The organism is Rhodococcus sp. DMF-1 (assembly GCF_021441945.1).
Taxonomy (GTDB): domain Bacteria; phylum Actinomycetota; class Actinomycetes; order Mycobacteriales; family Mycobacteriaceae; genus Rhodococcus; species Rhodococcus ruber.
The window spans coordinates 2,525,687-2,544,637 of record NZ_CP090442.1; the positions used below are offsets into that span (position 1 = coordinate 2,525,687).

At 71.6% G+C, this 18,951-nt stretch carries 16 protein-coding genes; 9 read left to right on the forward strand and 7 right to left on the reverse strand.

The genetic code is table 11. The features are described 5' to 3' along the window. Nucleotides 1–4: 4 nt before the first annotated feature. The gene (locus tag LZP97_RS11690) at nucleotides 5–859 is read right to left on the reverse strand and encodes a bifunctional methylenetetrahydrofolate dehydrogenase/methenyltetrahydrofolate cyclohydrolase (RefSeq protein WP_190242314.1); all 855 of its coding nucleotides are present in this window, start codon (nucleotides 857–859) and stop codon (nucleotides 5–7) included. A 163-nt stretch (nucleotides 860–1,022) separates the two neighbouring features. Here LZP97_RS11690 and LZP97_RS11695 point away from each other — a divergent pair, with 163 nt between their 5' ends. The 3 genes from LZP97_RS11695 (at nucleotide 1,023) to LZP97_RS11705 (ending at nucleotide 2,563) form a co-directional block, all read left to right on the forward strand. Further along, nucleotides 1,023–1,487 carry a tRNA (cytidine(34)-2'-O)-methyltransferase gene (locus LZP97_RS11695; RefSeq protein ID WP_026137509.1) on the forward strand — a complete coding sequence of 155 codons (465 nt, stop codon included), beginning with the start codon at nucleotides 1,023–1,025 and terminating at the stop codon, nucleotides 1,485–1,487. Nucleotides 1,488–1,611: 124 nt separating this feature from the next. Beyond that, nucleotides 1,612–2,133: an isopentenyl-diphosphate Delta-isomerase gene (gene idi / locus LZP97_RS11700; protein ID WP_040272413.1), complete on the forward strand. Its 522-nt coding sequence runs from the start codon at nucleotides 1,612–1,614 to the stop codon at nucleotides 2,131–2,133. Nucleotides 2,134–2,362: 229 nt separating this feature from the next. Next, nucleotides 2,363–2,563, forward strand: a complete 201-nt coding sequence (locus LZP97_RS11705) for a hypothetical protein (RefSeq protein ID WP_010595529.1) — start codon at nucleotides 2,363–2,365, stop codon at nucleotides 2,561–2,563. A gap of 35 nt (nucleotides 2,564–2,598) precedes the next feature. Here the strand turns inward: LZP97_RS11705 and LZP97_RS11710 are convergent, their stop codons facing one another. The 5 genes from LZP97_RS11710 to LZP97_RS11730 form a co-directional block, all read right to left on the reverse strand. Continuing rightward, the gene (locus LZP97_RS11710; protein ID WP_010595530.1) at nucleotides 2,599–2,907 is read right to left on the reverse strand and encodes a rhodanese-like domain-containing protein; all 309 of its coding nucleotides are present in this window, start codon (nucleotides 2,905–2,907) and stop codon (nucleotides 2,599–2,601) included. Further along, the gene (locus LZP97_RS11715) at nucleotides 2,900–3,739 is read right to left on the reverse strand and encodes a DUF4349 domain-containing protein (protein WP_010595531.1); all 840 of its coding nucleotides are present in this window, start codon (nucleotides 3,737–3,739) and stop codon (nucleotides 2,900–2,902) included. Before LZP97_RS11715 ends, LZP97_RS11710 begins: the two co-directional genes overlap by 8 nt. An 11-nt stretch (nucleotides 3,740–3,750) precedes the next feature. Then, nucleotides 3,751–7,011, reverse strand: coding sequence for an error-prone DNA polymerase (locus LZP97_RS11720; RefSeq protein ID WP_048773455.1), 3,261 nt, complete (start codon nucleotides 7,009–7,011; stop codon nucleotides 3,751–3,753). Nucleotides 7,012–7,088: 77 nt separating this feature from the next. After that, on the reverse strand, nucleotides 7,089–7,952 hold the full coding sequence (locus tag LZP97_RS11725; RefSeq protein WP_010595533.1) for an RNA polymerase sigma-70 factor: 864 nt from the start codon (nucleotides 7,950–7,952) through the stop codon (nucleotides 7,089–7,091). Then, a complete protein-coding gene (locus LZP97_RS11730) occupies nucleotides 7,949–8,527 on the reverse strand; it encodes a carboxymuconolactone decarboxylase family protein (protein ID WP_040272407.1) in 579 nt (192 codons plus the stop codon). The genes LZP97_RS11725 and LZP97_RS11730 overlap by 4 nt, the downstream gene beginning before the upstream one ends. 375 nt (nucleotides 8,528–8,902) lie before the next feature. Here LZP97_RS11730 and LZP97_RS11735 point away from each other — a divergent pair, with 375 nt between their 5' ends. The 6 genes from LZP97_RS11735 (at nucleotide 8,903) to LZP97_RS11760 (ending at nucleotide 18,020) form a co-directional block, all read left to right on the forward strand. Next, nucleotides 8,903–9,610 (forward strand): ScbR family autoregulator-binding transcription factor, encoded by a 708-nt coding sequence (locus tag LZP97_RS11735; RefSeq protein ID WP_048773457.1) that lies wholly within the window; start codon nucleotides 8,903–8,905, stop codon nucleotides 9,608–9,610. A 173-nt stretch (nucleotides 9,611–9,783) separates the two neighbouring features. Continuing rightward, nucleotides 9,784–11,319, forward strand: a complete 1,536-nt coding sequence (locus LZP97_RS11740) for a multicopper oxidase family protein (RefSeq protein WP_048773459.1) — start codon at nucleotides 9,784–9,786, stop codon at nucleotides 11,317–11,319. A gap of 10 nt (nucleotides 11,320–11,329) precedes the next feature. After that, nucleotides 11,330–12,247 (forward strand): ABC transporter ATP-binding protein, encoded by a 918-nt coding sequence (locus LZP97_RS11745; RefSeq protein ID WP_048773460.1) that lies wholly within the window; start codon nucleotides 11,330–11,332, stop codon nucleotides 12,245–12,247. Continuing rightward, complete coding sequence (locus LZP97_RS11750; RefSeq protein ID WP_234575026.1) at nucleotides 12,244–13,827, forward strand: ABC transporter permease; 1,584 nt, start codon at nucleotides 12,244–12,246, stop codon at nucleotides 13,825–13,827. Before LZP97_RS11745 ends, LZP97_RS11750 begins: the two co-directional genes overlap by 4 nt. Nucleotides 13,828–13,884: 57 nt before the next feature. Further along, nucleotides 13,885–16,008: an MMPL family transporter gene (locus LZP97_RS11755; protein ID WP_048773463.1), complete on the forward strand. Its 2,124-nt coding sequence runs from the start codon at nucleotides 13,885–13,887 to the stop codon at nucleotides 16,006–16,008. 32 nt (nucleotides 16,009–16,040) lie between these two features. Then, the gene (locus tag LZP97_RS11760; RefSeq protein ID WP_010595541.1) at nucleotides 16,041–18,020 is read left to right on the forward strand and encodes an SDR family oxidoreductase; all 1,980 of its coding nucleotides are present in this window, start codon (nucleotides 16,041–16,043) and stop codon (nucleotides 18,018–18,020) included. Nucleotides 18,021–18,078: 58 nt separating this feature from the next. On the opposite strand, the gene LZP97_RS11765 is transcribed toward LZP97_RS11760, so the two are convergent. Beyond that, nucleotides 18,079–18,951, reverse strand: a complete 873-nt coding sequence (locus tag LZP97_RS11765) for a sucrase ferredoxin (RefSeq protein ID WP_026137513.1) — start codon at nucleotides 18,949–18,951, stop codon at nucleotides 18,079–18,081.

The window sequence follows — 18,951 nt, forward strand, 5'->3', positions numbered from 1 at the left end:
GGGCTCAGCGGCCGGCGAGCTGTTCGGCTCGCTCGACCACGTTCGCCAGCAGGAACGCACGGGTCAGGGGTCCGACGCCACCGGGGTTGGGCGAGAGGAACCCGGCCACCTCGCCGACGTCGGCGGCCACGTCGCCGCGCAGGCCCTCCGGGGTCCGGCTCACCCCCACGTCCAGGACCGCCGCACCCGGCTTGACCATGTCCGCGGTGATCAGTCCCGGCACACCCGCAGCGGCGACGACGATGTCCGCACGCCGCACCTCCGCCGCGAGATCCTTCGTGCCGGTGTGGCAGAGGGTGACCGTCGCGTTCTCGCTGCGGCGGGTGAGCAACAACCCGATCGGGCGGCCGACGGTGACGCCGCGGCCCACCACCACCACGTGGGCACCCGCGATCGGGACCTCGTACCGGCGCAGCAAATGCACGATGCCGCGCGGCGTGCACGGCAGGGCCGCCTCCTTGCCGAGAACCAGGCGGCCGAGGTTGATCGGGTGCAGACCGTCGGCGTCCTTGTCGGGATCGATGCGCTCGAGGGCGGCGTTCTCGTCCAGGTGCTTCGGCAGCGGCAACTGCACGATGTAGCCGGTGCAGCCGGGGTCGGCGTTCAGCTCGTCGATCACCGCGTCGAGCTGCTCCTGCGTCGTGTCGGCGGGCAGGTCGCGGCGGATCGAGTTGATGCCGACCTTGGCGCAGTCGTTGTGCTTGCCGCGCACGTACGCCGCGGATCCCGGGTCGTCGCCGACGAGCACGGTGCCGAGCCCGGGGGTGATGCCCTTCGCCTTCAGCGCGGCCACGCGGGCCTTCAGGTCCTCGAAAATCTCGTCGCGGGTCGCTTTGCCGTCCAGGATCGTCGCAGTCACGACCACCATTGTCTCAGGTCGCCCGGCAACGTCGGACGCAGCCTCACCGGCGGAGGTGCTCGCGTACCCGGACAGCCGCGCGTCCGGCACCGCACGGCCGTCCGCCCCGGGCGTGGACGGTCCCCGGCGGCACCGCCGGAGGTGCGGCTGGCAAGCTGAATCGGTGTTCCGAGTGATGTTCTACGAGCCGCGCATCCCACCCAACACCGGTAATGCGATCCGCATGGTGGCCGGGACCGGCTGCGAGCTGCATCTGGTGGAGCCGCTCGGATTCGATCTCACCGAGCCGAAACTGCGGCGTGCGGGCCTGGACTACCACGATCTGGCGTCGGTGAGCGTGCACGAGGACCTCGAGGCCGCGTGGGCCGCGCTGCGGCCGGAGCGGGTGTACGCATTCACCGCACATGCGAGCGTGTCGTATGCCGCGCTCGAGTACCGGCCCGGCGACGTGTTCCTCTTCGGGCCGGAACCCACGGGACTGCCCGACGAGGTGCTCGCCGATCCCCACGTCACGACCCGGGTGCGGATTCCGATGCTGCCGGGCCGGCGCTCGCTGAACCTGTCGAACGCGGCGGCGGTGGTCACGTACGAGGCGTGGCGTCAGCACGGTTTCGCGGGGGCCGTCTGAACCGGCCGGGCAACGGACCCATCCGCGCCGGGGACGGCCCCGAATCCCCTTCGACGCCGCGCGGAGCCTCGTCGTGGGGAAACGCCGCAACTGTGGGAACGTGGAACGGGGAGGTGGAGACGTCGTGACTCTTGTCGTGCTGGTCGACCGCGACGGTCGGGAAGTGGGAACGGCCGAGAAGGTGGCAGCGCACCGCCCTCCGGCTCCGCTGCATCGCGCATTCTCGGCGTTTCTGCTCGATGCCGACGGCAACGTCCTGCTGCAGCGCAGGAGCCTGGACAAATACCACTTCGCCGGCCTGTGGGCCAACAGCTGCTGCGGGCATCCGCTCCCGGGTGAGAGCGTGCTCGAGGCCGCGGCCCGGCGCAGCTGGGAGGAACTGGGTGTGCACCCGTCGGGCCTGCGAGAGGTGGCCTCGGTCGTCTACTCCGCCCACGATCCGGGTTCGTCGCTCATGGAGCACGAATTCGACCACGTCGTCGTCGGACGCGTGCACACGGCGCCCCGTCCCGTCCCGAGCGAGGTGGCCGAGGTGCGGTTCCAGTCCCTCACCGAGGTCGTGCGCGACGTGGAGCAGTCCCCCCAGGTGTTCGCGCCGTGGATGCCGCACGTCCTCGGCGCGGTGCTACCGTCGCTGGCCCGGTAGGCCGGCGGCTCCGTCCCGGGCGACGGCCCGGACGTCGATGTCCCGCCTCTCGTTGCGCTGCACGAAGAACGGACTCCGCATCGAATCGTTATACGTCGTTATCATTTCGTGATTTTCCCGCGTCGGCCGTGACACCGGCGCCGGGGACTCTCGGTATCCGGATCGATTCCGGGGCACCCGGCGACGCGCTCGCCGCCCGGCAGTCGGACGAACGACTCGGAGAACAGACATGGCGGCACCACATCTTCCCCACCGTCCGAAGAATCCGTCGGCACTGCTCGAGGATCCACACGCAGGCGTCGCCCTCACGGGCGTCCTCACGGTCGTGGGTGCGCTCGTCGCCGTGGCCATGGTCGGTTCCGCGCTGCTGGCCGTCGCCCTCGCCGCCATCGTGGCAGGCGCCGTGGCGATCGTCGCCGCCGCGATCTGACGGCAGGCCGGACGCTCCCGTGCGAGCGCGCCCGGTCAGACCCCGACTTCCACGTCGCGGCCGGACTGCTGCCAGGCCACGGTTCCGCCGGTCACCGACACGGCGTTGATGCCACGTCCGACCAGATAGCCGGCGGCCTGCGAACTGCGTCCACCGACCGCGCAGATCACGTAGACCGTGTCCGCGTCCGGAATCTCGTCGGCGCGGGCGACGAACTCGCTGAGCGGGATGAGCGTCACCCCGGGCACCCGCACCTGCAGGTACTCGTCGCGCTCACGGACGTCGATGACGGGGGCACCGGCGGCGAGCGCGGTGTCCAGGGTGGCCAGGCCGACCTCACGCATCCTGGTCGTTCCTCTCCGGGTTCGGGACTGGTTCCGGTCTGCCCCGCCGCGCGACGAGCCGGACGACCACGTAGACGACGGCTGCGCACACGGCGAGAAACCCCACCCACGGTAACGCGACCCCCAGAGCGACCACCGACCCGGCCAGCGCCGAGCGCAACGCACCCCATCCGGCGAGGACCCCGTCCACGAAACTGTCCCGGTCCGCCCGGCGCTCCGCCGAGATCTCCACGGTCAGCGTGGACAGCTCGATCTGGTCGGCGAGGTAGCGCTGCTGGGCGACGAGACCGTCGAGTTCGCTCTGACGCTGCGCCAGCGCGTTCTCTGCCTCGATGAGGTCGGCGGTGGTCGCGGCCGAGGCCATCAGCGCGCGCAACCGGTCCACCGACGACTGCAGGGCCGCGATCCGCGCCTCGAGATCGGTGTACTGGAGCGTGACGTCCTCGCGGGTGGTGGTCAGGCTGGTCACGTCGCCGAGCCCGCGGATGTCCTCGATCGTCCCGGTGAGCCGGTCCGCCGGCACCCGGACGGTCAGCACACTGGCGGCGCCCGGCTGCTCGGTGACCGAGTCCACCCGGCCGCCGGCCGCCTCGACGAGCGTCACCACCTGTCGTCCGGCAGCGACCGGATCGCCGGCACGCAGCACCAGGTGCCCGGTGACGATCTCCTTGCGCGAAGTGGGCTGCGCGTCCGCAGGTGCCGATTCGCGGGTGCCGTCGGACAGGGACGGCTGCGGTGGTGCGGCCGCGGTTCCGTCACCCGCCCCCTCGCCGCCTCCGGCGCATCCGGCGAGGAACAGCAGGGCGAGCAGGATCACCAGCGGGCGTCGCATGCCGCAGGATGCTAACGGAAGTCGCGGGACTTTCCGGTGATGCGCAGATCCATGCGCTGCAACCGGTCCGCGACCACCGTCACCGCTCCCTCCGCGTTCTGCACCCGTCCGCGTACCAGCAGCGCCGGTGCGGTGTGCGCGAGCGTGCGGTACCGCGCCCACAGCCCCACGGAACACACCACGTTCACCATCCCGGTCTCGTCCTCGAGGTTGAGGAAGGTCACGCCCTCGGCGGTCGCGGGTCGCTGCCGGTGCGTGACCGCGCCCCCCACGAGCACCCGCGCCCCGTCGGCGACCTGCAGCAGCTGCGCCGCCGGCACGACGCCGAGCGCGTCGAGCTGCGGGCGCAGGAACTGGGTGGGATAGCTGTCCGGGGAGATCCCCGTCGCCCACACGTCCGCGGCGGCCAGCTCGACATCGCTCATGCCGGGCAGTGCGGGGGCCTGCGTCGACGCGCCGACGCCGGGCAACCGGTCCGGCCGTTGCGCCGCAGCCGCGCTCGCCGACCACAGCGCCTCCCGGCGGGTGATACCGAGGCCCCCGAGGGCTCCCGCCGTGGCGAGGGCCTCGGCCTGGACGGTGCTCAGCTCGACCCGCCGGGACAGTTCCGGGAACGACGCGTAGGGGCCGTGCGCCGTGCGCTCGGCGACGATCCGTTCGGCGAGCGCGTCACCGAGGTGGCGGACCGCGCCGAGGCCGAGACGCACGTCCCGGCCGCGGTTCTCGGTGGTGGCCTGGGCGAGGCTCACGTTCACATCCGGTCCGTGGACCACGACACCGTGACGGCGGGCGTCGGCGACGAGGGACTGCGGGGAGTAGAACCCCATCGGCTGCGCGCGCAGCAGGCCCGCACAGAATGCCGCCGGATGATGCAGCTTGAACCACGCCGAATAGAACACCAGGGCCGCGAAGCTCTGCGAATGACTCTCGGGGAAACCGAAATTCGCGAAGGCATAGAGCTTTTCGTAGATGCGGTCGGCAACGTCGCCGGTGATGCCGTGCCGCTCGCGCATGCCGTCGTAGAGCCGGCCGCGCAGCCGTTCCATCTTCGCGGTCGAACGCTTGGCCCCCATCGCCCGGCGCAGCCGGTCGGCCTCGGCCGCCGTGAACCCGGCGGCGTCGACAGCCATCTGCATCAGCTGCTCCTGGAACAGCGGCACCCCGAGGGTGCGTTTCAGGGCCTTCTCGAGGCAGGGATGGTCGTAGGTGACGGGTTCGAGCCCGTTGCGGCGCCGGATGTACGGGTGCACGGACCCGCCCTGGATGGGACCCGGCCGGATGAGCGCCACCTCGACCACCAGGTCGTAGAAGACGCGTGGCTTCAAGCGCGGGAGGGTGGCCATCTGCGCGCGGGACTCGACCTGGAACACCCCGACGGCGTCGGCGCGGCGCAGCATCTCGTATACCCCTTCCTCCGCGAGATCGAGACGAGCGAGATCCACCGTGACTCCTTCGTGCTCGGCGACGAGGTCGATCATGTAGTGCAGCGCGGACAGCATGCCCAGTCCGAGCAGGTCGAACTTCACCAGTCCCGCGGCGGCACAGTCGTCCTTGTCCCACTGCAGCACGGTGCGGCCCGCCATCCGGGCCCATTCGACCGGGCACACGTCGGCGACGGGACGGTCGCAGATCACCATCCCGCCGGAATGGATGCCGAGGTGGCGCGGCAGTCCTTCGACCTGTGCGGCGAGTGCGAGGACGGACGGGGGGATGTCGGTGTCGGGCTCCTGTTCCACGCCGTGCCACCTGGTGACCTGGCGACTCCAGGCGTCCTGCTGGCCCTGCGCGTAGCCGAGGGCCCGCGCCATGTCGCGGACGGCGGACTTGCCGCGGTAGGTGACGACGTTGGCGACCTGAGCGGCGTGGGTCCGCCCGTACTTGGCGTAGACGTGCTGGATGGCCTCCTCCCGCCGGTCGGACTCGATGTCGATGTCGATGTCGGGGGGTCCGTCGCGTTCCGGGGACAGAAAGCGTTCGAAGAGCAGCTCGTTGCGGACCGGGTCGACGTTGGTGATGCCGATGGCGTAACAGACGGCGGAGTTGGCGGCCGAACCTCGCCCCTGGCAGAGGATGTCGTTGTCCTTGCAGAAGGTGACGATGTCGTGCACCACGAGGAAGTAGCCGGGAAAGTTCAGCCGGCCGATGACATCGAGTTCGTGCTCGATCTGCCGGTAGGCCGCCGGATCGTCCTCGGGGGTGCCGTAACGGTGCCGCGCCCCGTGCAGGGCGAGTTCGCGCAGCCGGCTGAGTTCGGTGTGCCCCTCGGGTACGTCGAACGGGGGCAGGTTCGGGGCGATGAGCCGCAGGTCGAACGCACAGTCCCGGGCGAGTTCGGCGGCCCGGCGGACCGCACCGGGGTGGGCGGCGAACAGGTGCGCCATCTCCGCGCCGGAACGCAGGTGGGCGCCCCCGGTCGGGAGGAGCCGGCCCGCGGCTTCGTCGAGACTCTGCCGGTCGTGGATGGCGGCCAGCGCTGTCGCCAGTCGCCGGCGGTCCGGCGTGGCGTAGTGGGCCGCGGTGCTGGCGATGCACGAAAGACCTCGGCGATCGGCGAGTTCCGCGAGCAACGCGTTGCGTTCGCCGTCCTCGGGGAGGCCGTGGTGCGTGAGCTCGACCGTGACCCGGTCGGCGCCGAAGCGCTCGACGAGGTCGCACAGGGCCGTCTCGGCCGCCTCGGGGCCCCCGACCTCGAGGGCTCGGCGGACGTGCCCGCGGCGGCAGCCGGTGAGGATCTGCCAGTGCCCGCCGGCCGCATCGGTGAGCGCGTCGTAGTCGTAGCGCGGCCGGCCCTTCTCCCCACCGGTCAGATGCGCGGCGGCGATCTCGCGGGACAACCGCCGATACCCCTCCTGCCCGCGCGCGAGGACCAGGAGGTGCGTCTCGTCCGGCGCTCCGGCGGCGAGGGAGAGTTCGGCGCCGAACACGGTGCGCATCCCCAGTTCGCGGGCAGCTTCGGCGAAGCGCACGACGCCGTAGAGACCGTCGTGGTCGGTGAGCGCAACGGCTTCGAGGCCGAGACGCACCGCCTCCTCCACGAGTTCCTCGGGACCGGAAGCACCGTCGAGGAAGCTGAACGCCGAGTGGGCGTGCAGTTCGGCGTAGGGCACGACGGGCCCGTCGGGCGGCCGGACGCGCGGTTCGTACTCTCCGCGGGTGCGCGACCAGGCGGGACTGTCGCTGCCGTCACCGGGGAATTCCACGTCGCGTCGGGGCCGGCCCGACAACACGCGTTCGAGCTCCGACCAGGTCGGCGGCCCACTCCCCCAGCCCATCCCCGCACCGCCTTCGGCTCGACCGTCCTCGCTCATCGTACATATGTTCGAATTGCGCGGCCCGCCGGGCGGGACGGTCACCGCCGCAGTTCCGCCGACGTTCCCAGCCGCCCCAGCTTGTGGGGGTTGTTGACCGCGTAGAGGCGGGTGATCCGGCCGTCCTCCACCACCAGACTCACCGCAGCGGCTGCGCCCTCCACCTCGAAACGTGCGCCCGGCATCCCATTGAGCCAGGCACCGGCCGCCACGAAGCCCGGGGCCTGGGCGAGGCGGATCAGCAGCGCCGCCAGCTTCTCGGCTCCGGCGATCGGCTTCCGGGCCGCCGGCACCACCCCGCCGCCGTCGGCGATCGCCACCACGTCCGGGGCGAGCACCTCCATCAGGCCCTGCACATCGCCCGTCGCGAGGGCCGTCATGAACTTCTCGACCACCGCCAGCTGCTCGGCCGGCTCCACCCGCATCCGCGGTCGCCGCGCCGCGACGTGCCGGCGGGCACGGTGGGCGATCTGCCGGACCGCGGCCGGGGTCTTGCCCACCGCCTCGGCAATCTCGTCGTAGGGCGTATCGAACACCTCACGCAGGACGAACACTGCCCGCTCGACCGGACCGAGGGTCTCCAGCACGGTGAGCATCGCGATCGAGACGCTCTCGGCGAGTTCGGCGTCCTCGGCCACGTCGGGAGTCGTGAGCAGCGGCTCGGGCAGCCATTCCCCGACGTACTCCTCGCGTTGCCGCGCCAATGCCCGCAGCCGGTTGAGCGCCAGCCGGGTGACGATCCGCACCAGATAGGCCCGCGCGTCCCACACCTGCGTCCGGTCCACGTCCGCCCACCGCAGCCACGTCTCCTGGACGACGTCCTCGGCGTCGGCGGCAGAGCCGAGCATCTCGTAGGCGACGGTGAAGAGCAGGTTGCGGTGGGCGACGAACGGGTCGTCGGTCACGACTTCGACGCTACGGCGAGCGGCTCGAGATTGCAGGCGGCGGACAACCCCTGCGACTCGATGCCGAACGCGGTGTTGGAGCGGGTCATGAAGTTCGTCAGCGCGATGTAAGCGGTCAGCTCCACCATCGCGGCCGGGCCGAGTGCCTCCAGCAGCCGGGCCGACAATTCGTCGGTGACCGTCGGCGGCGTCTGCGTCATCGCCTCGGCGTACTCCATGACGTCGCGCTCCAGCGGCGTGAAGACATCCGACTCACGCCACCGTGGCACCTCACGCGCCTTCGCCACGTCCAACCCCTTGTTGTGGGCATGGAAGTAGCCGAGATCCAGGCAGAAACTGCACCCGACCAGGCTGGCCACCGCCATATGGGCGAACGACTTCAGGTTCTCGTCACACCGGTCCCACTTCTGGATCCGGCGACCGACCCCGAAGCCGAAGTTCAGCACCTTCCGGTTGTGCCACATCACCCCCACCCCCTCGGGCACGTCCCCGAGCATCTTCCGGGACATCCGCTCGACGAGCGCGCCGTAGATGCCGGTCAGCTCCGCCTTCGGGATCCTGGTGCTGCTGGTCATGATTCCTCCTTCGGTTGCTTGCTCTCTCGGCATGGAGACACCGGCCACGAATCGAATGTGACATTCGAGCCGGAATTCACCGGGCCGGAAATCGCTGCCGAGGGACGGCTCCCGGCAGGGGACAGCCGTCGAGCACTCCACCGGCGTGGGTGCCGCCAAAACCGGACGACTGGTTTTTCGGTGGTATGCTGGGAGCGCTTCCAGAGACAGACCTCCGGGACGTGCCTTGTGCCGCGGCACGGACGGGCCTCTGGTGGCACCGCAGGGAGCGGAGGGGTGAGGGTCCGTTCGGGCAGGCTCGGGGGGCCGGCCCGAACGGACCACCCCCGGTCCGCACCCGGTCACGCAGGGCGGCCGACAATGCGAGGAGTGGAGATGACCCGGGACTGCGTCGGTGCACCGACCGTCGAGCCGGCAGCCACTCCGGCCGCTGCGAATCCGCCGTCCGAGGCTCCCGCGGTCGGGCGCCCGGCCCAGCAGCGCGCGATCCGGACCCGACAGCAGATCCTTCTCGCCGCCGCGCGGTTGTTCGCCGACAACGGCGTGCACGGCACGGCCCTCGCCGAGGCCGCAGCCTCGGCCGAAGTGACCAAGGGAGCACTGACCTTCCACTTCCCCACCAAGGACGCCCTGGTGCAAGCGTTGATCAGCGAACAGCAACAGCGCACCCGTGCCGCGATCGGCACCGTCCTGCACGCCGACGGCCCCGCCCTCGAGCAGCTGGTCGCGCTCACCCATGCGCTCGGACGGTTGTTCAGCGAAGATCTGATCGTCCAGGCCGGACTGCGGCTGACCGGCGAGTACGAACGCGGCGACCGCGAGGCCTACCGAAGCTGGATCACGGTGTTCGAAGCCCTGTTCCGGCGTGCGTCGGACGAAGAGGAACTGAGCGCCCGACTGGACCCGGCCGCGCACGCCCGGTTCCTCGTCTCCTCCGTCGCGGGGGTGTACCTGCTGTCGATGGTTCTCGCCGACCGCGCGGACCTCGAGGCCCGCCTCGACCAGATGTGGGAGCTGTTGCTCCCCAGCATCGTCCGGGCCGATCGGCACGATCGGATCCCGGCGATCCGCTCTGCGCGCTGACGGGTCCCCTGCCGGTTCGCGACGAGAAGGCGGTTCCCGCGGCACCGGCCGAGCCTCGGGCCCGGCAACCACCCGCTCGTCAGAGGAACCCCCCCGTTCGGTCCGCCGGGAGCACCCGCGCACACCGGTCCTTTCGGGGTTGTCCCCCAGTCCGATTTCCGGTGTGTGCCCGGATGTGCCGCCCCGCCCGCCGCAGCAGTATCGATCTCGTGAAGCGGGTCCTGCTGCAACTCTCCGGCGCGCTCGTCGCCGTGATCGTCGTCCTCACGGCGATCGCGGGCGGCCTCGTCGCGCACGCGTGGAACTCGGCGGTGGTCGACACCACCGGCCGGGTCACCTTCGACCGTGCGCTGCGCATCCCGCCGCTCGCGACGAGCACGATCGCACCCGACGGGGTCCGCGTGTTCGACCTGACCATGCAGCGCGGCACCACGGACCTCGGGCACGGTCCCGGCACCCGGACCTGGGGCGTGAACGGGTCGTACCTCGGGCCGACGCTGCGTGCCGGCCGCGGCGAACAGGTCCGGGTGAACGTCACCAACGAGCTCGACGAGGCGAGCACCCTGCACTGGCACGGCATGCACCTGCCGGCCGCCGTGGACGGCGGCCCGCACCAGCCGATCGCCCCGGGGGCGACGTGGAGTCCGCAGTGGACAGTCGACCAGCCGGCCGCGACGCTGTGGTACCACCCGCACCCGCACGGCACCACCGCCGACCACGTCTACCGCGGGATCGCCGGACTGTTCCTGCTCGACGACCCGGCCGGCGGTCCACCCCTGCCCGACCGGTACGGGATCGACGACATCCCACTCGTGGTGCAGGACAAGCGGTTCGACCGTGACCAACTCGCCACCGACGGCGCGATGTTCGCCGCCGTCGGCCTCCTCGGCGACGAGATCGTCGTCAACGGCACCCCGCGGCCCTACCTCGACGTCACCGCCGAGCGGATCCGGCTGCGGTTGCTCAACGCCTCCAACGCTCGCGTGTACAACTTCTCCTTCGACACCGGTCTGCCGTTCCTGCTCGTCGGCACCGACGGCGGCCCGCTCACGAATCCGGCACCGATGCGCCGCATCCAGCTCTCCCCCGGCGAGCGCGCCGAGATTGTCGTCGCGCTGCCCGCGGGCGCGACGACCGTGCTCCGCAGTACCCCGCCGGACCTGGGTGCGGACTTCTGGCAGACCAGGTTCTCCGGCGGTGACGACGAGTTCGACATCCTCGAGCTGCGCGCCGCGCGCACGCTCACGCCCAGCGCGCAGGTGCAGGGGGAACCGGTCACCCACGAGGATCCCGGTCCCCCCGACGTCACCCGGCACCTGGACCTCACCGGCTCCGGCACCATCGACGGCCGCGAAACGGACATGTCCCGGATCGACCAGACCGTCGCCGCCGGCGCCACGGAGGTGTGGGAGGTCCGCAACAGCAGCGGCACGATCCACAACTTCCACGTCCACGGGACGAGCTTCCGCGTTCTCGGTGACGGCCACCCCGCCCTGTCCGGCCCGAAGGACACCGTCTACATCGCACCGGGGCGCACCGTCCGGCTGCTGATGCGGTTCACCGGTCACCCCGATCCCGCGACGCCGTACATGTACCACTGCCACCTGCTCCGGCACGAGGACGACGGCATGATGGGGCAATTCGTCGTCGTCGGCCCGGATGCGGCGCCGCCACCCGAACCGCCCGCCCACACCGTCGTCCACGAGTAGCGTGCGTCCCATGACGTCCGCGATCCGGATCGAGGGACTGGTCAAGCGATTCGGACGCTTCACTGCGCTCGACGGCCTGGATCTGGAGGTCGCCGCGGGCGAGGTGCACGGCTTCCTCGGCCCCAACGGGGCCGGCAAGTCCACCACGTTGCGGGTCCTGCTGGGTCTGCTCCGGCCGGACGCCGGGCACGTCGGGCTGCTCGGCGGCGACCCCTGGCGCGACGTGGTGAGCCTGCACCGACGGCTCGCCTACGTGCCGGGCGACGTGAGCCTGTGGCCCGGAATGACCGGCGGCGAGGCGATCGATCTGCTCGGCCGGTTGCGCGGCGGACTCGACCGGCGGCGCCGCGCGGCCCTGCTCGACCGGTTCGAACTCGACCCGACCAGACGCGGCCGCACCTATTCGAAGGGCAACCGGCAGAAGGTGGCGCTCGTCGCGGCCCTGGCCTCGGACGTGGAACTGTTGCTGCTCGACGAGCCGACCTCGGGGCTCGACCCGGTCATGTCCGCGGTGTTCCACGACGAGATCACCCGGGAGAAGCGGCGCGGACGGACGGTCCTGCTGTCGAGCCACGTGCTCAGCGAGGTCGAGACGCTCGCCGACCGGATGAGCATCATCCGCGACGGCCGGGTCGTCGAGACCGGCACGCTCGAGGACATGCGTGCGGATCTGCGCTCGACGATCGACGCTGTCCTCGCCGCCCCCGTGGCCGACCCGGCGGCACTGACCGCGCTGCCCGGGATCCACGACGTGCGCATCGACGGCCCGCGCGTGCACTGCGCGGTCGAGCACGGCCACGCCGGCCCGGTGCTCGCGGCTCTGGGCCGCAACGACATCCGCAGCATCACCGTCTCGCCACCGTCCCTCGAGGAGTTGTTCCTGCGGCACTATCACCGGCACGGCCGCGACGGGCAGACCCCGACGTGAGGGCCTCGTGGACGGGGATGCGGCCGCTGCTGCGGGCCACCGCCGAGCAGGACCGCGGCAACGTCGCGCCGTGGATCGTGCTCGTCACGGCGCTGTCGGTGTCGTCGGTCCTCGCCTACGGCTGGGTGTTCCCGGACGCGGCGAGCCGCCGCACCCTCGATGCCACCCTCGGCGCGAACCCGGCACTGCGGGTCGTGTTCGGCCCGGCGCGCGACCTGACCTACGCGGACGGATTCAACGCGTGGCGGGCCGGGGCGCTCGGCGCGTTCTTCACGGCCCTGATGGCGATCCTGGCCGTCATCCGCAACAGCCGCGCCCACGAGGATTCGGGTCAGGCCGAACTCGTCGCCTCGGGCGTCGTCGGCCGCCAGGCCCGGCTGGCGACGGCCGTCGCGTGGTCGTCGCTGGCCTCCGTCGTGCTCGGTGTCGTCTGTGCGGGCGCGACGATCCTCGTCGGCGGCGGTGTCGCCGACTCGATCACGCTGGCCGCGACGTTCACCGCGTCCGGGCTGGTGTTCGGCGCGCTCGCCGCGGTCACCGCCCAGCTGGGGTCCTACGCGCCCACCGCCACCACCCTGGCGATCGGGGTGCTCGGAGCCTGTCTGCTGGTCCGCGCCTACGTCGACGTGGTCGCCCCCGACGGGTGGGCGATCTGGACGACCCCGCTGGGCTGGGTGCAGCAGGTTCGCCCGGCGGCGGGAAACGACTGGTGGCCCCTGGCGGCCTGCCTTGTGCTGACCGCGGTACTGCTGTTGATCGCGTTCATCCTGCAGGCCCGGCGCGATTTCGGGGTCGGTGTGATCGCGCCGTCGCCGGGGCCCGCAGAAGGCGGGGCGGGAACGAACGTGTGGGGCCTGGCGCTGCGTCTGCACCGCGGCGCGCTCGCCGCGTGGACGACGGTGTTCGTGGCGCTCGGGGTGGTGTTCGGTTTCATGTCCACCACGTTCACGGAGGTCTTCGCCGACAACCCGGCGCTCGGCTCGCTGCTCGGGAGCGGACGCGGCTCGCTCGTCTTCGGTTTCGTGGTGACGATGCTGCAGCTGATGGGCATCGTCGCCGCCGTGTTCGGGGTCCAGGTGATGATGCGGCTGCGCGCCGAGGAACTGGCGCTGCGCGTCGAACCGGTGCTGGCCGGGGCCCTGACCCGGACCCGGTACTTCGCGTCGCACGCGGGAATCGCGCTGCTCGCCCCCGCGGCGGCGCTGCTCGTGGGGGCGACGCTGTTCGCGTACGTCTCGTCGGCGCGGGGTGGACGGATCGCGGCCGGGGATCTGATCCGCCAGGCGCTCGTGACGATTCCCGCGGTGTGGGTGCTGGTCGGGTTCGCGGTCGCGGTGATCGGCGCCCGGCCCCGGGCGCGGATGCTCGGCTGGCTCGGTGTGGTCGCCGCCTTCGCGCTGACGATCCTGGGCCCGCTGTTCCGGTTGTGGAACTGGATTCTGGGAATCAGTCCGTTCCGGCACGTGCCCGTGGTGACGGCGGCACCACCGCAGTGGCTCGGGCTCGCCGTGCTCACCGCCGTGGCCGCCCTGTTCGCCGCGGCGGGGTTCGCGGGGTTCCGGCGCCGGGACGTCGGCTGAGGACCGGTCGCACTACAGTCGCGGAGCATCGGGTCGTCACCGGGAACGGAGCACCGCATGAACCGTTGGGCCACATTCGTCGTCGACCGGCGCTGGTGGGTGCTCGGGTTGGCGGTCGTCGTCGTCGTGCTCGCGGGCGTCTGGGGCACCGGGGTGTTCGGCCGACTCTCGCAGGGCGGGTTCTACGACCCCGGCAGCGAATCGGCCGAGGTGCAGCGCATCGTGGACGACAATTTCGGTCCCCAGACCGCCGACATCATCGCGATCTACACCCCGCCACCCGGGCGCACCGTCGCCGACATCGGACCCGAGGTGACCGCGGTGCTCGATCGGTTCGCGGCCGAGGTACCCACCCGTTCGGTCGACTCCTACTGGTCGGCCACGCCACCGGCGAAGCAGCTGCTGCTGTCGAAGGACGGCGGCAGCGCGGCGGCGGCCGTCACCCTCGAGCCCGGCTCGGAGATCACCGTCACGACGTTCCAGGGTCTGCTCCCGAAACTCGAGGTCCCCGGTGTCGACGCGCAGTTCGCGGGGAACTCGGTCGTCGGCGTCGCGTTCACCACCCGGCTCGAGCGCGATCTGCTCTTCGCGGAGGCGATTGCTCTTCCGGTGACGCTGGTGCTGCTGGTGTTCATCTTCGGCGGTCTCGTCGCGGCAGCGGTCCCGGTGTTCGTCGGGGTCCTCGCCGTCCTCAGCGCTCTGGCGACGCTGCGTCTGCTCACGATGTACACGGAGGTGAGCTCGTTCGCGCTGAACGTCACGTCGCTGATCGGTCTGGGCCTGGCGATCGACTACGGCCTGTTCATCGTCAGCCGTTTCCGGGAGGAACTCGACTCCGGCGCCGACCCGGCCTCCGCGACGCGTCGCACCGTGCTCACCGCGGGCCGCACGGTCATGTTCTCGGGGCTGTTGCTGATGTGCGCCTTCGCCGGAATGCTCGTGTTCCCGCAGGCGCTGCTGCGGTCCCTGGGTCTCGGCGCGATCGCCGCCGTGCTCAGCGCGGCGGTGCTCTCGCTCACCGCGATTCCCGCGCTGCTGGCGATACTCGGGCACCGCATCAACGCGCTGACGTGGCGTGAGGGCGCCGCGCGGCGGGGCGAGGCCCGGGCCCGGCGCTTCTGGGGGTCGGTGGTGACGAAGGTGATGCGCCGGCCGGCCCTGGTGGCGGTGACGATCACCGCCGGTCTGCTGCTGCTCGCCACGCCGCTGCTGCGCGCCTCCTTCGGCGAGATCGAGTACACCGCCCTGCCCGCGGGTGACCCGGCGCGTGCCGCCACCCAGACACTGCTCGACGAGTTCCCCTCCACCGGCAACGGCGTCACGCTCGTGCTGCGGGGCGACGACGGTTCCGCACCCGCCGCGGTCGCGGTCACGGCGGTATCCCGCGCGGCGGCGGACGTGGACGGCATCGCGCAGACCGTCACCGTCGCCGCGCGGAACGACGTCGTGGTCCTGCAGGCGCTGTACGCCCAGGGGGTGGAGGAGACGCCGCAGGCGAGCGAGATCGTCCGGGAGCTACGGGATCTGCCGCCCCCGCCGGGCACCGACCTGCTCGTCGGCGGCGGCCGGGCGATGGTCGACGACAGCAATGCCGCGATCGCCCGCTCGATGCCCGCGATGATCGCGGTCATGGTGCTCTCCACCCTGGTGCTGCTGTTCCTGGCATTCGGGTCCGTGGTGCTCCCGCTCAAGGCGGTGGCGATGGCGGGTCTGAGCCTGGCCGCCACGTTCGGCGTGCTCACCTGGGTGTTCCAGCTCGGCAACGGAGCGGAGCTGCTCGGCGTGACCCCCAGCCCGCTGGAGCCGAGCTTCGTGGTGCTGATCCTGGCGGTGGTGTTCGGCCTGTCAACCGACTACGAGGTGTTCCTGATGTCGCGCATGGTGGAGGCCCGGGCCGCCGGGGCGAGCACGGAGGAGGCGGTACGGTTCGGCACCGAGCGCACCGGCCGGGTGGTGACCTCGGCGGCGTTGCTGCTGATCGTGGTGACCGGCGCGTTCACGATCTCGGGACTGTCGATCATGCGGTTCCTGGGGGTGGGGATGATCCTCGCGCTGATCATCGACGCGACCGTGGTGCGGATGCTGCTGGTGCCGTCGCTGGTCAAGCTGATGGGCGAGGCGAACTGGTGGGCACCGGCGTGGATGAAACGGGCGCACGCGAAGGTCGGCATCGGACACTAGAATCCGTTCTTACCTTGCAGTAGGTTCGGGCCATGGCCACGTACCTCGTCACGGGCGGCACCGGTTTCCTCGGCACGCACGTGCTCGGCCGACTGCTCGGGACCCGGCCGGACGCCGACATCCATGTGCTGGTCCGGCCGGCGTCGCTGCCGAAGTTCGAGGCCCTCCGCAGGCGCCTGGACGGTGGGTCCCGGTTGCACGCGCTGCTCGGCGATCTCACCGAACCGGGACTCGGACTCGACCCCGCCACGGTGCCGCCGGCCGAGCACGTCCTGCACCTCGGCGCGATCTACGACCTGACCGTCGGCGAGGAACAGGCGACCACGAACGTCGCAGGTACGCGCGCGGTGATCACGCTCGCACTGGAACTGGACGCGACCCTGCACCACGTCTCGTCAGTCGCTGTCGCCGGTGATCACCGCGGCACGTTCGCCGAGGACGACCTCGACCTGGGCCAGCGCTTCCCGTCGCCGTATCACCGCACCAAGTTCGAGGCCGAGAAGGCGGTCCGGGCGAGTCCGGTGCGCCGGCGCATCTACCGGCCGTCGGTGATCGTGGGCAGTTCCACCACCGGCGAGATCACCAAGATCGACGGTCCCTACTACTTCTTTCCCGCCCTGGCCGCGCTGGCGGCGCTGCCGTCCCGGCTGCCACTGGTCCTGCCCGACCTCGGCGACACCAACCTGGTGCCGGTCGACTACGTCGCGGCCGCGATCGTCGAACTCATGCACCGTCCCGGATCGGACGGGCGCACCTTCCACCTCGTCTCGCGCCCACAGCCGGTGCGCGAGGTGTTCGCGGCGCTGGCCGCCGCGGCGGGAGCCCCCGTTCCCGTCGCCGGTGTGCCCGGCGCGCTGGTGCGTCCGCTGTTGTCGAGCAGCGCGCTTCCCGGCCTGGACGCCGTCCGTCGTCTCGTGCTGCGCCGGGCGGGCATCCCCCCGGTCGTGCTCGACCAGCTGACCTTCCCGAGCCGGTTCACCGACCGGAACACCCGGGAGGCCCTGCGCGGCAGCGGGATCACGCTGCCCGAGTTCGCCGGGTACGCCCCGCTGCTGTGGCGCTACTGGCGCGAGCACCTCGACCCCGACCGGGCCCGCCGCGACGATCCGCGCGGACCGCTCGTGGAACGGCACGTGCTGATCACCGGTGCCTCCTCGGGGATCGGACGCGCCACCGCGATCGCCGCGGCCCGCGAGGGTGCCGTGGTCTTCGCCCTCGCCCGTCGCGCCGAGGAACTCGACGCGGTCGTCGCCGCGATCCGCGCGGACGGCGGCAGTGCGTACGCCTATCCGTGTGACGTCACCGACACGGCTGCGGTCGAGCACACCGTGCAGGCGATCCTCGCCGAGCACGACTGCATCGACATGCTGGTCAACAACGCGGGCCGCTCGATCCGGCGCGGGCTGTACCACTCGACGGACCGACTGCACGACTTCGAACGCACCATGGCGGTCAACTACTTCGGCGCGGTGCGGGCGACCCTGGCCCTGCTGCCGCACATGCGGGCGCGCCGCTTCGGACACATCGTGAACATCAGCACCGCGGGGGTACAGGCCCGCACCCCGCGATACGCGGCGTACATCGCCTCGAAGTCCGCGCTCGAAGGATTCGCGGACGTCGCCGCCTCCGAGACGCGGGACGACGGAATCACGTTCACCACCCTCCACATGCCTCTCGTGCGGACCCCCATGATCGAGCCCACCGGGTCGTACAACCCGGGACCGGCGATCAGCCCGGAGGACGCCGCGCAGATGGTGATCCGGGCCCTCGTCGAGCGGCCCAAACGCATCGACGTGCCGATCGGCACCGTCGGTGAGTTCGCCGGTCTCTTCGCCCCGGCTCTGCGGGATCGGATGTTCGCGCTCTACTACCACGCCTACCCCGACGCGCCCGCCGCACGCGGCGAGAAGTCCGACACGCCCCCGCAGCTGCGGACGCTGCCCCGTCCGATGCTGCCGAACCCCGCGGTGCTGCGCCGGGTCGGCCGGTTGCTGCCCGGCGTGCACTGGTGAGGCGGCTGCGCCGCCGGTGTGCCGTTTGGGCGGCTGGGACCGCCCAAAGGGCACACCGCTAGAGAATCGCCACCAGTGGTCGCACCGGCTTCGGATCGGCGCCGCAGCTGACCGGGCGTGGCGGCAGTTGCCGGGCCTCGACCCGCACGCGCCAGTGACGGCCGTCGCGGTGCCGCACCACCGTTGCGGCGTCGCTCTCGTCGACGACGAACGCATCGGCGTCCGCGGTCACCCGTTCGCGCACCGCGATCTCGGCGACCTGCCCGGCCGCGGACCAGCTGCTGCGCCCCCGCAGCCCCGGCAGGTACACCTCGCCGCGGGCGGCGGCCGCCATGGCGTCCCGGCTCTGCGCGACGTCGAGCCGGCCGTAGGTGTAGCCCGTGGGCAGCAGGATCAGCGAGGGTGCGAACCGGTGCCCGCCGGTGTGCGAACACTCCCACACATCCTCGCCGAACTCCGCGGCCAGCGCCGCCGCCACAGGACGCCCCAGCACGGCGCAGCACCGGTCCCGCTTGCCGTGGGCGCACACCAGCGCGACGGGCCGGCTCACCGCGCGGCCGAGGCCGGGTGCCGGACCGGCGACGACGCGCGGGATCAGATCGAGCAGTTCCTTCGGTTCCCCGACCTCGAGCCGCTCACACCAGCTGCTGCCCGGATCGGACCGGGCCAGGAACACGGTGCGGGCGCCGCCGGGACGCGACGTGTCGCGTCCGGGTCGCCGGATGAACAGCAGCCGCACGCCGGCGGCGTCGGCCGCGGCCGAGAACTCGCCGGCGAGGTCGGGACCGAGAGCGGTACCGTCGAGGACGTCGCGCCCCCAGCCGGACGGCATCTCGAGGCACACCCAGCCCGGAGCGGTGGCGGCGGTGCCGGGCAATGGCTCGTCGAGCGCAGAGGCCGCGGAGCAGGTGGGAGGAAATGCAGGGCTCAC

Bases quoted from the DNA above. Each gene is read 5' to 3' on its own strand.
- LZP97_RS11705 (WP_010595529.1), top strand. From the start codon at position 2,363: ATGGCGGCACCACATCTTCCCCACCGTCCGAAGAATCCGTCGGCACTG.
- LZP97_RS11710 (WP_010595530.1), bottom strand. From the start codon at position 2,907: ATGCGTGAGGTCGGCCTGGCCACCCTGGACACCGCGCTCGCCGCCGGT.
- LZP97_RS11715 (WP_010595531.1), bottom strand. From the start codon at position 3,739: ATGCGACGCCCGCTGGTGATCCTGCTCGCCCTGCTGTTCCTCGCCGGA.
- LZP97_RS11720 (WP_048773455.1), bottom strand. From the start codon at position 7,011: ATGGGCTGGGGGAGTGGGCCGCCGACCTGGTCGGAGCTCGAACGCGTG.
- LZP97_RS11730 (WP_040272407.1), bottom strand. From the start codon at position 8,527: ATGACCAGCAGCACCAGGATCCCGAAGGCGGAGCTGACCGGCATCTAC.
- LZP97_RS11735 (WP_048773457.1), top strand. From the start codon at position 8,903: ATGACCCGGGACTGCGTCGGTGCACCGACCGTCGAGCCGGCAGCCACT.
- LZP97_RS11740 (WP_048773459.1), top strand. From the start codon at position 9,784: ATGTGCCGCCCCGCCCGCCGCAGCAGTATCGATCTCGTGAAGCGGGTC.
- LZP97_RS11745 (WP_048773460.1), top strand. From the start codon at position 11,330: ATGACGTCCGCGATCCGGATCGAGGGACTGGTCAAGCGATTCGGACGC.
- LZP97_RS11755 (WP_048773463.1), top strand. From the start codon at position 13,885: ATGAACCGTTGGGCCACATTCGTCGTCGACCGGCGCTGGTGGGTGCTC.
- LZP97_RS11760 (WP_010595541.1), top strand. From the start codon at position 16,041: ATGGCCACGTACCTCGTCACGGGCGGCACCGGTTTCCTCGGCACGCAC.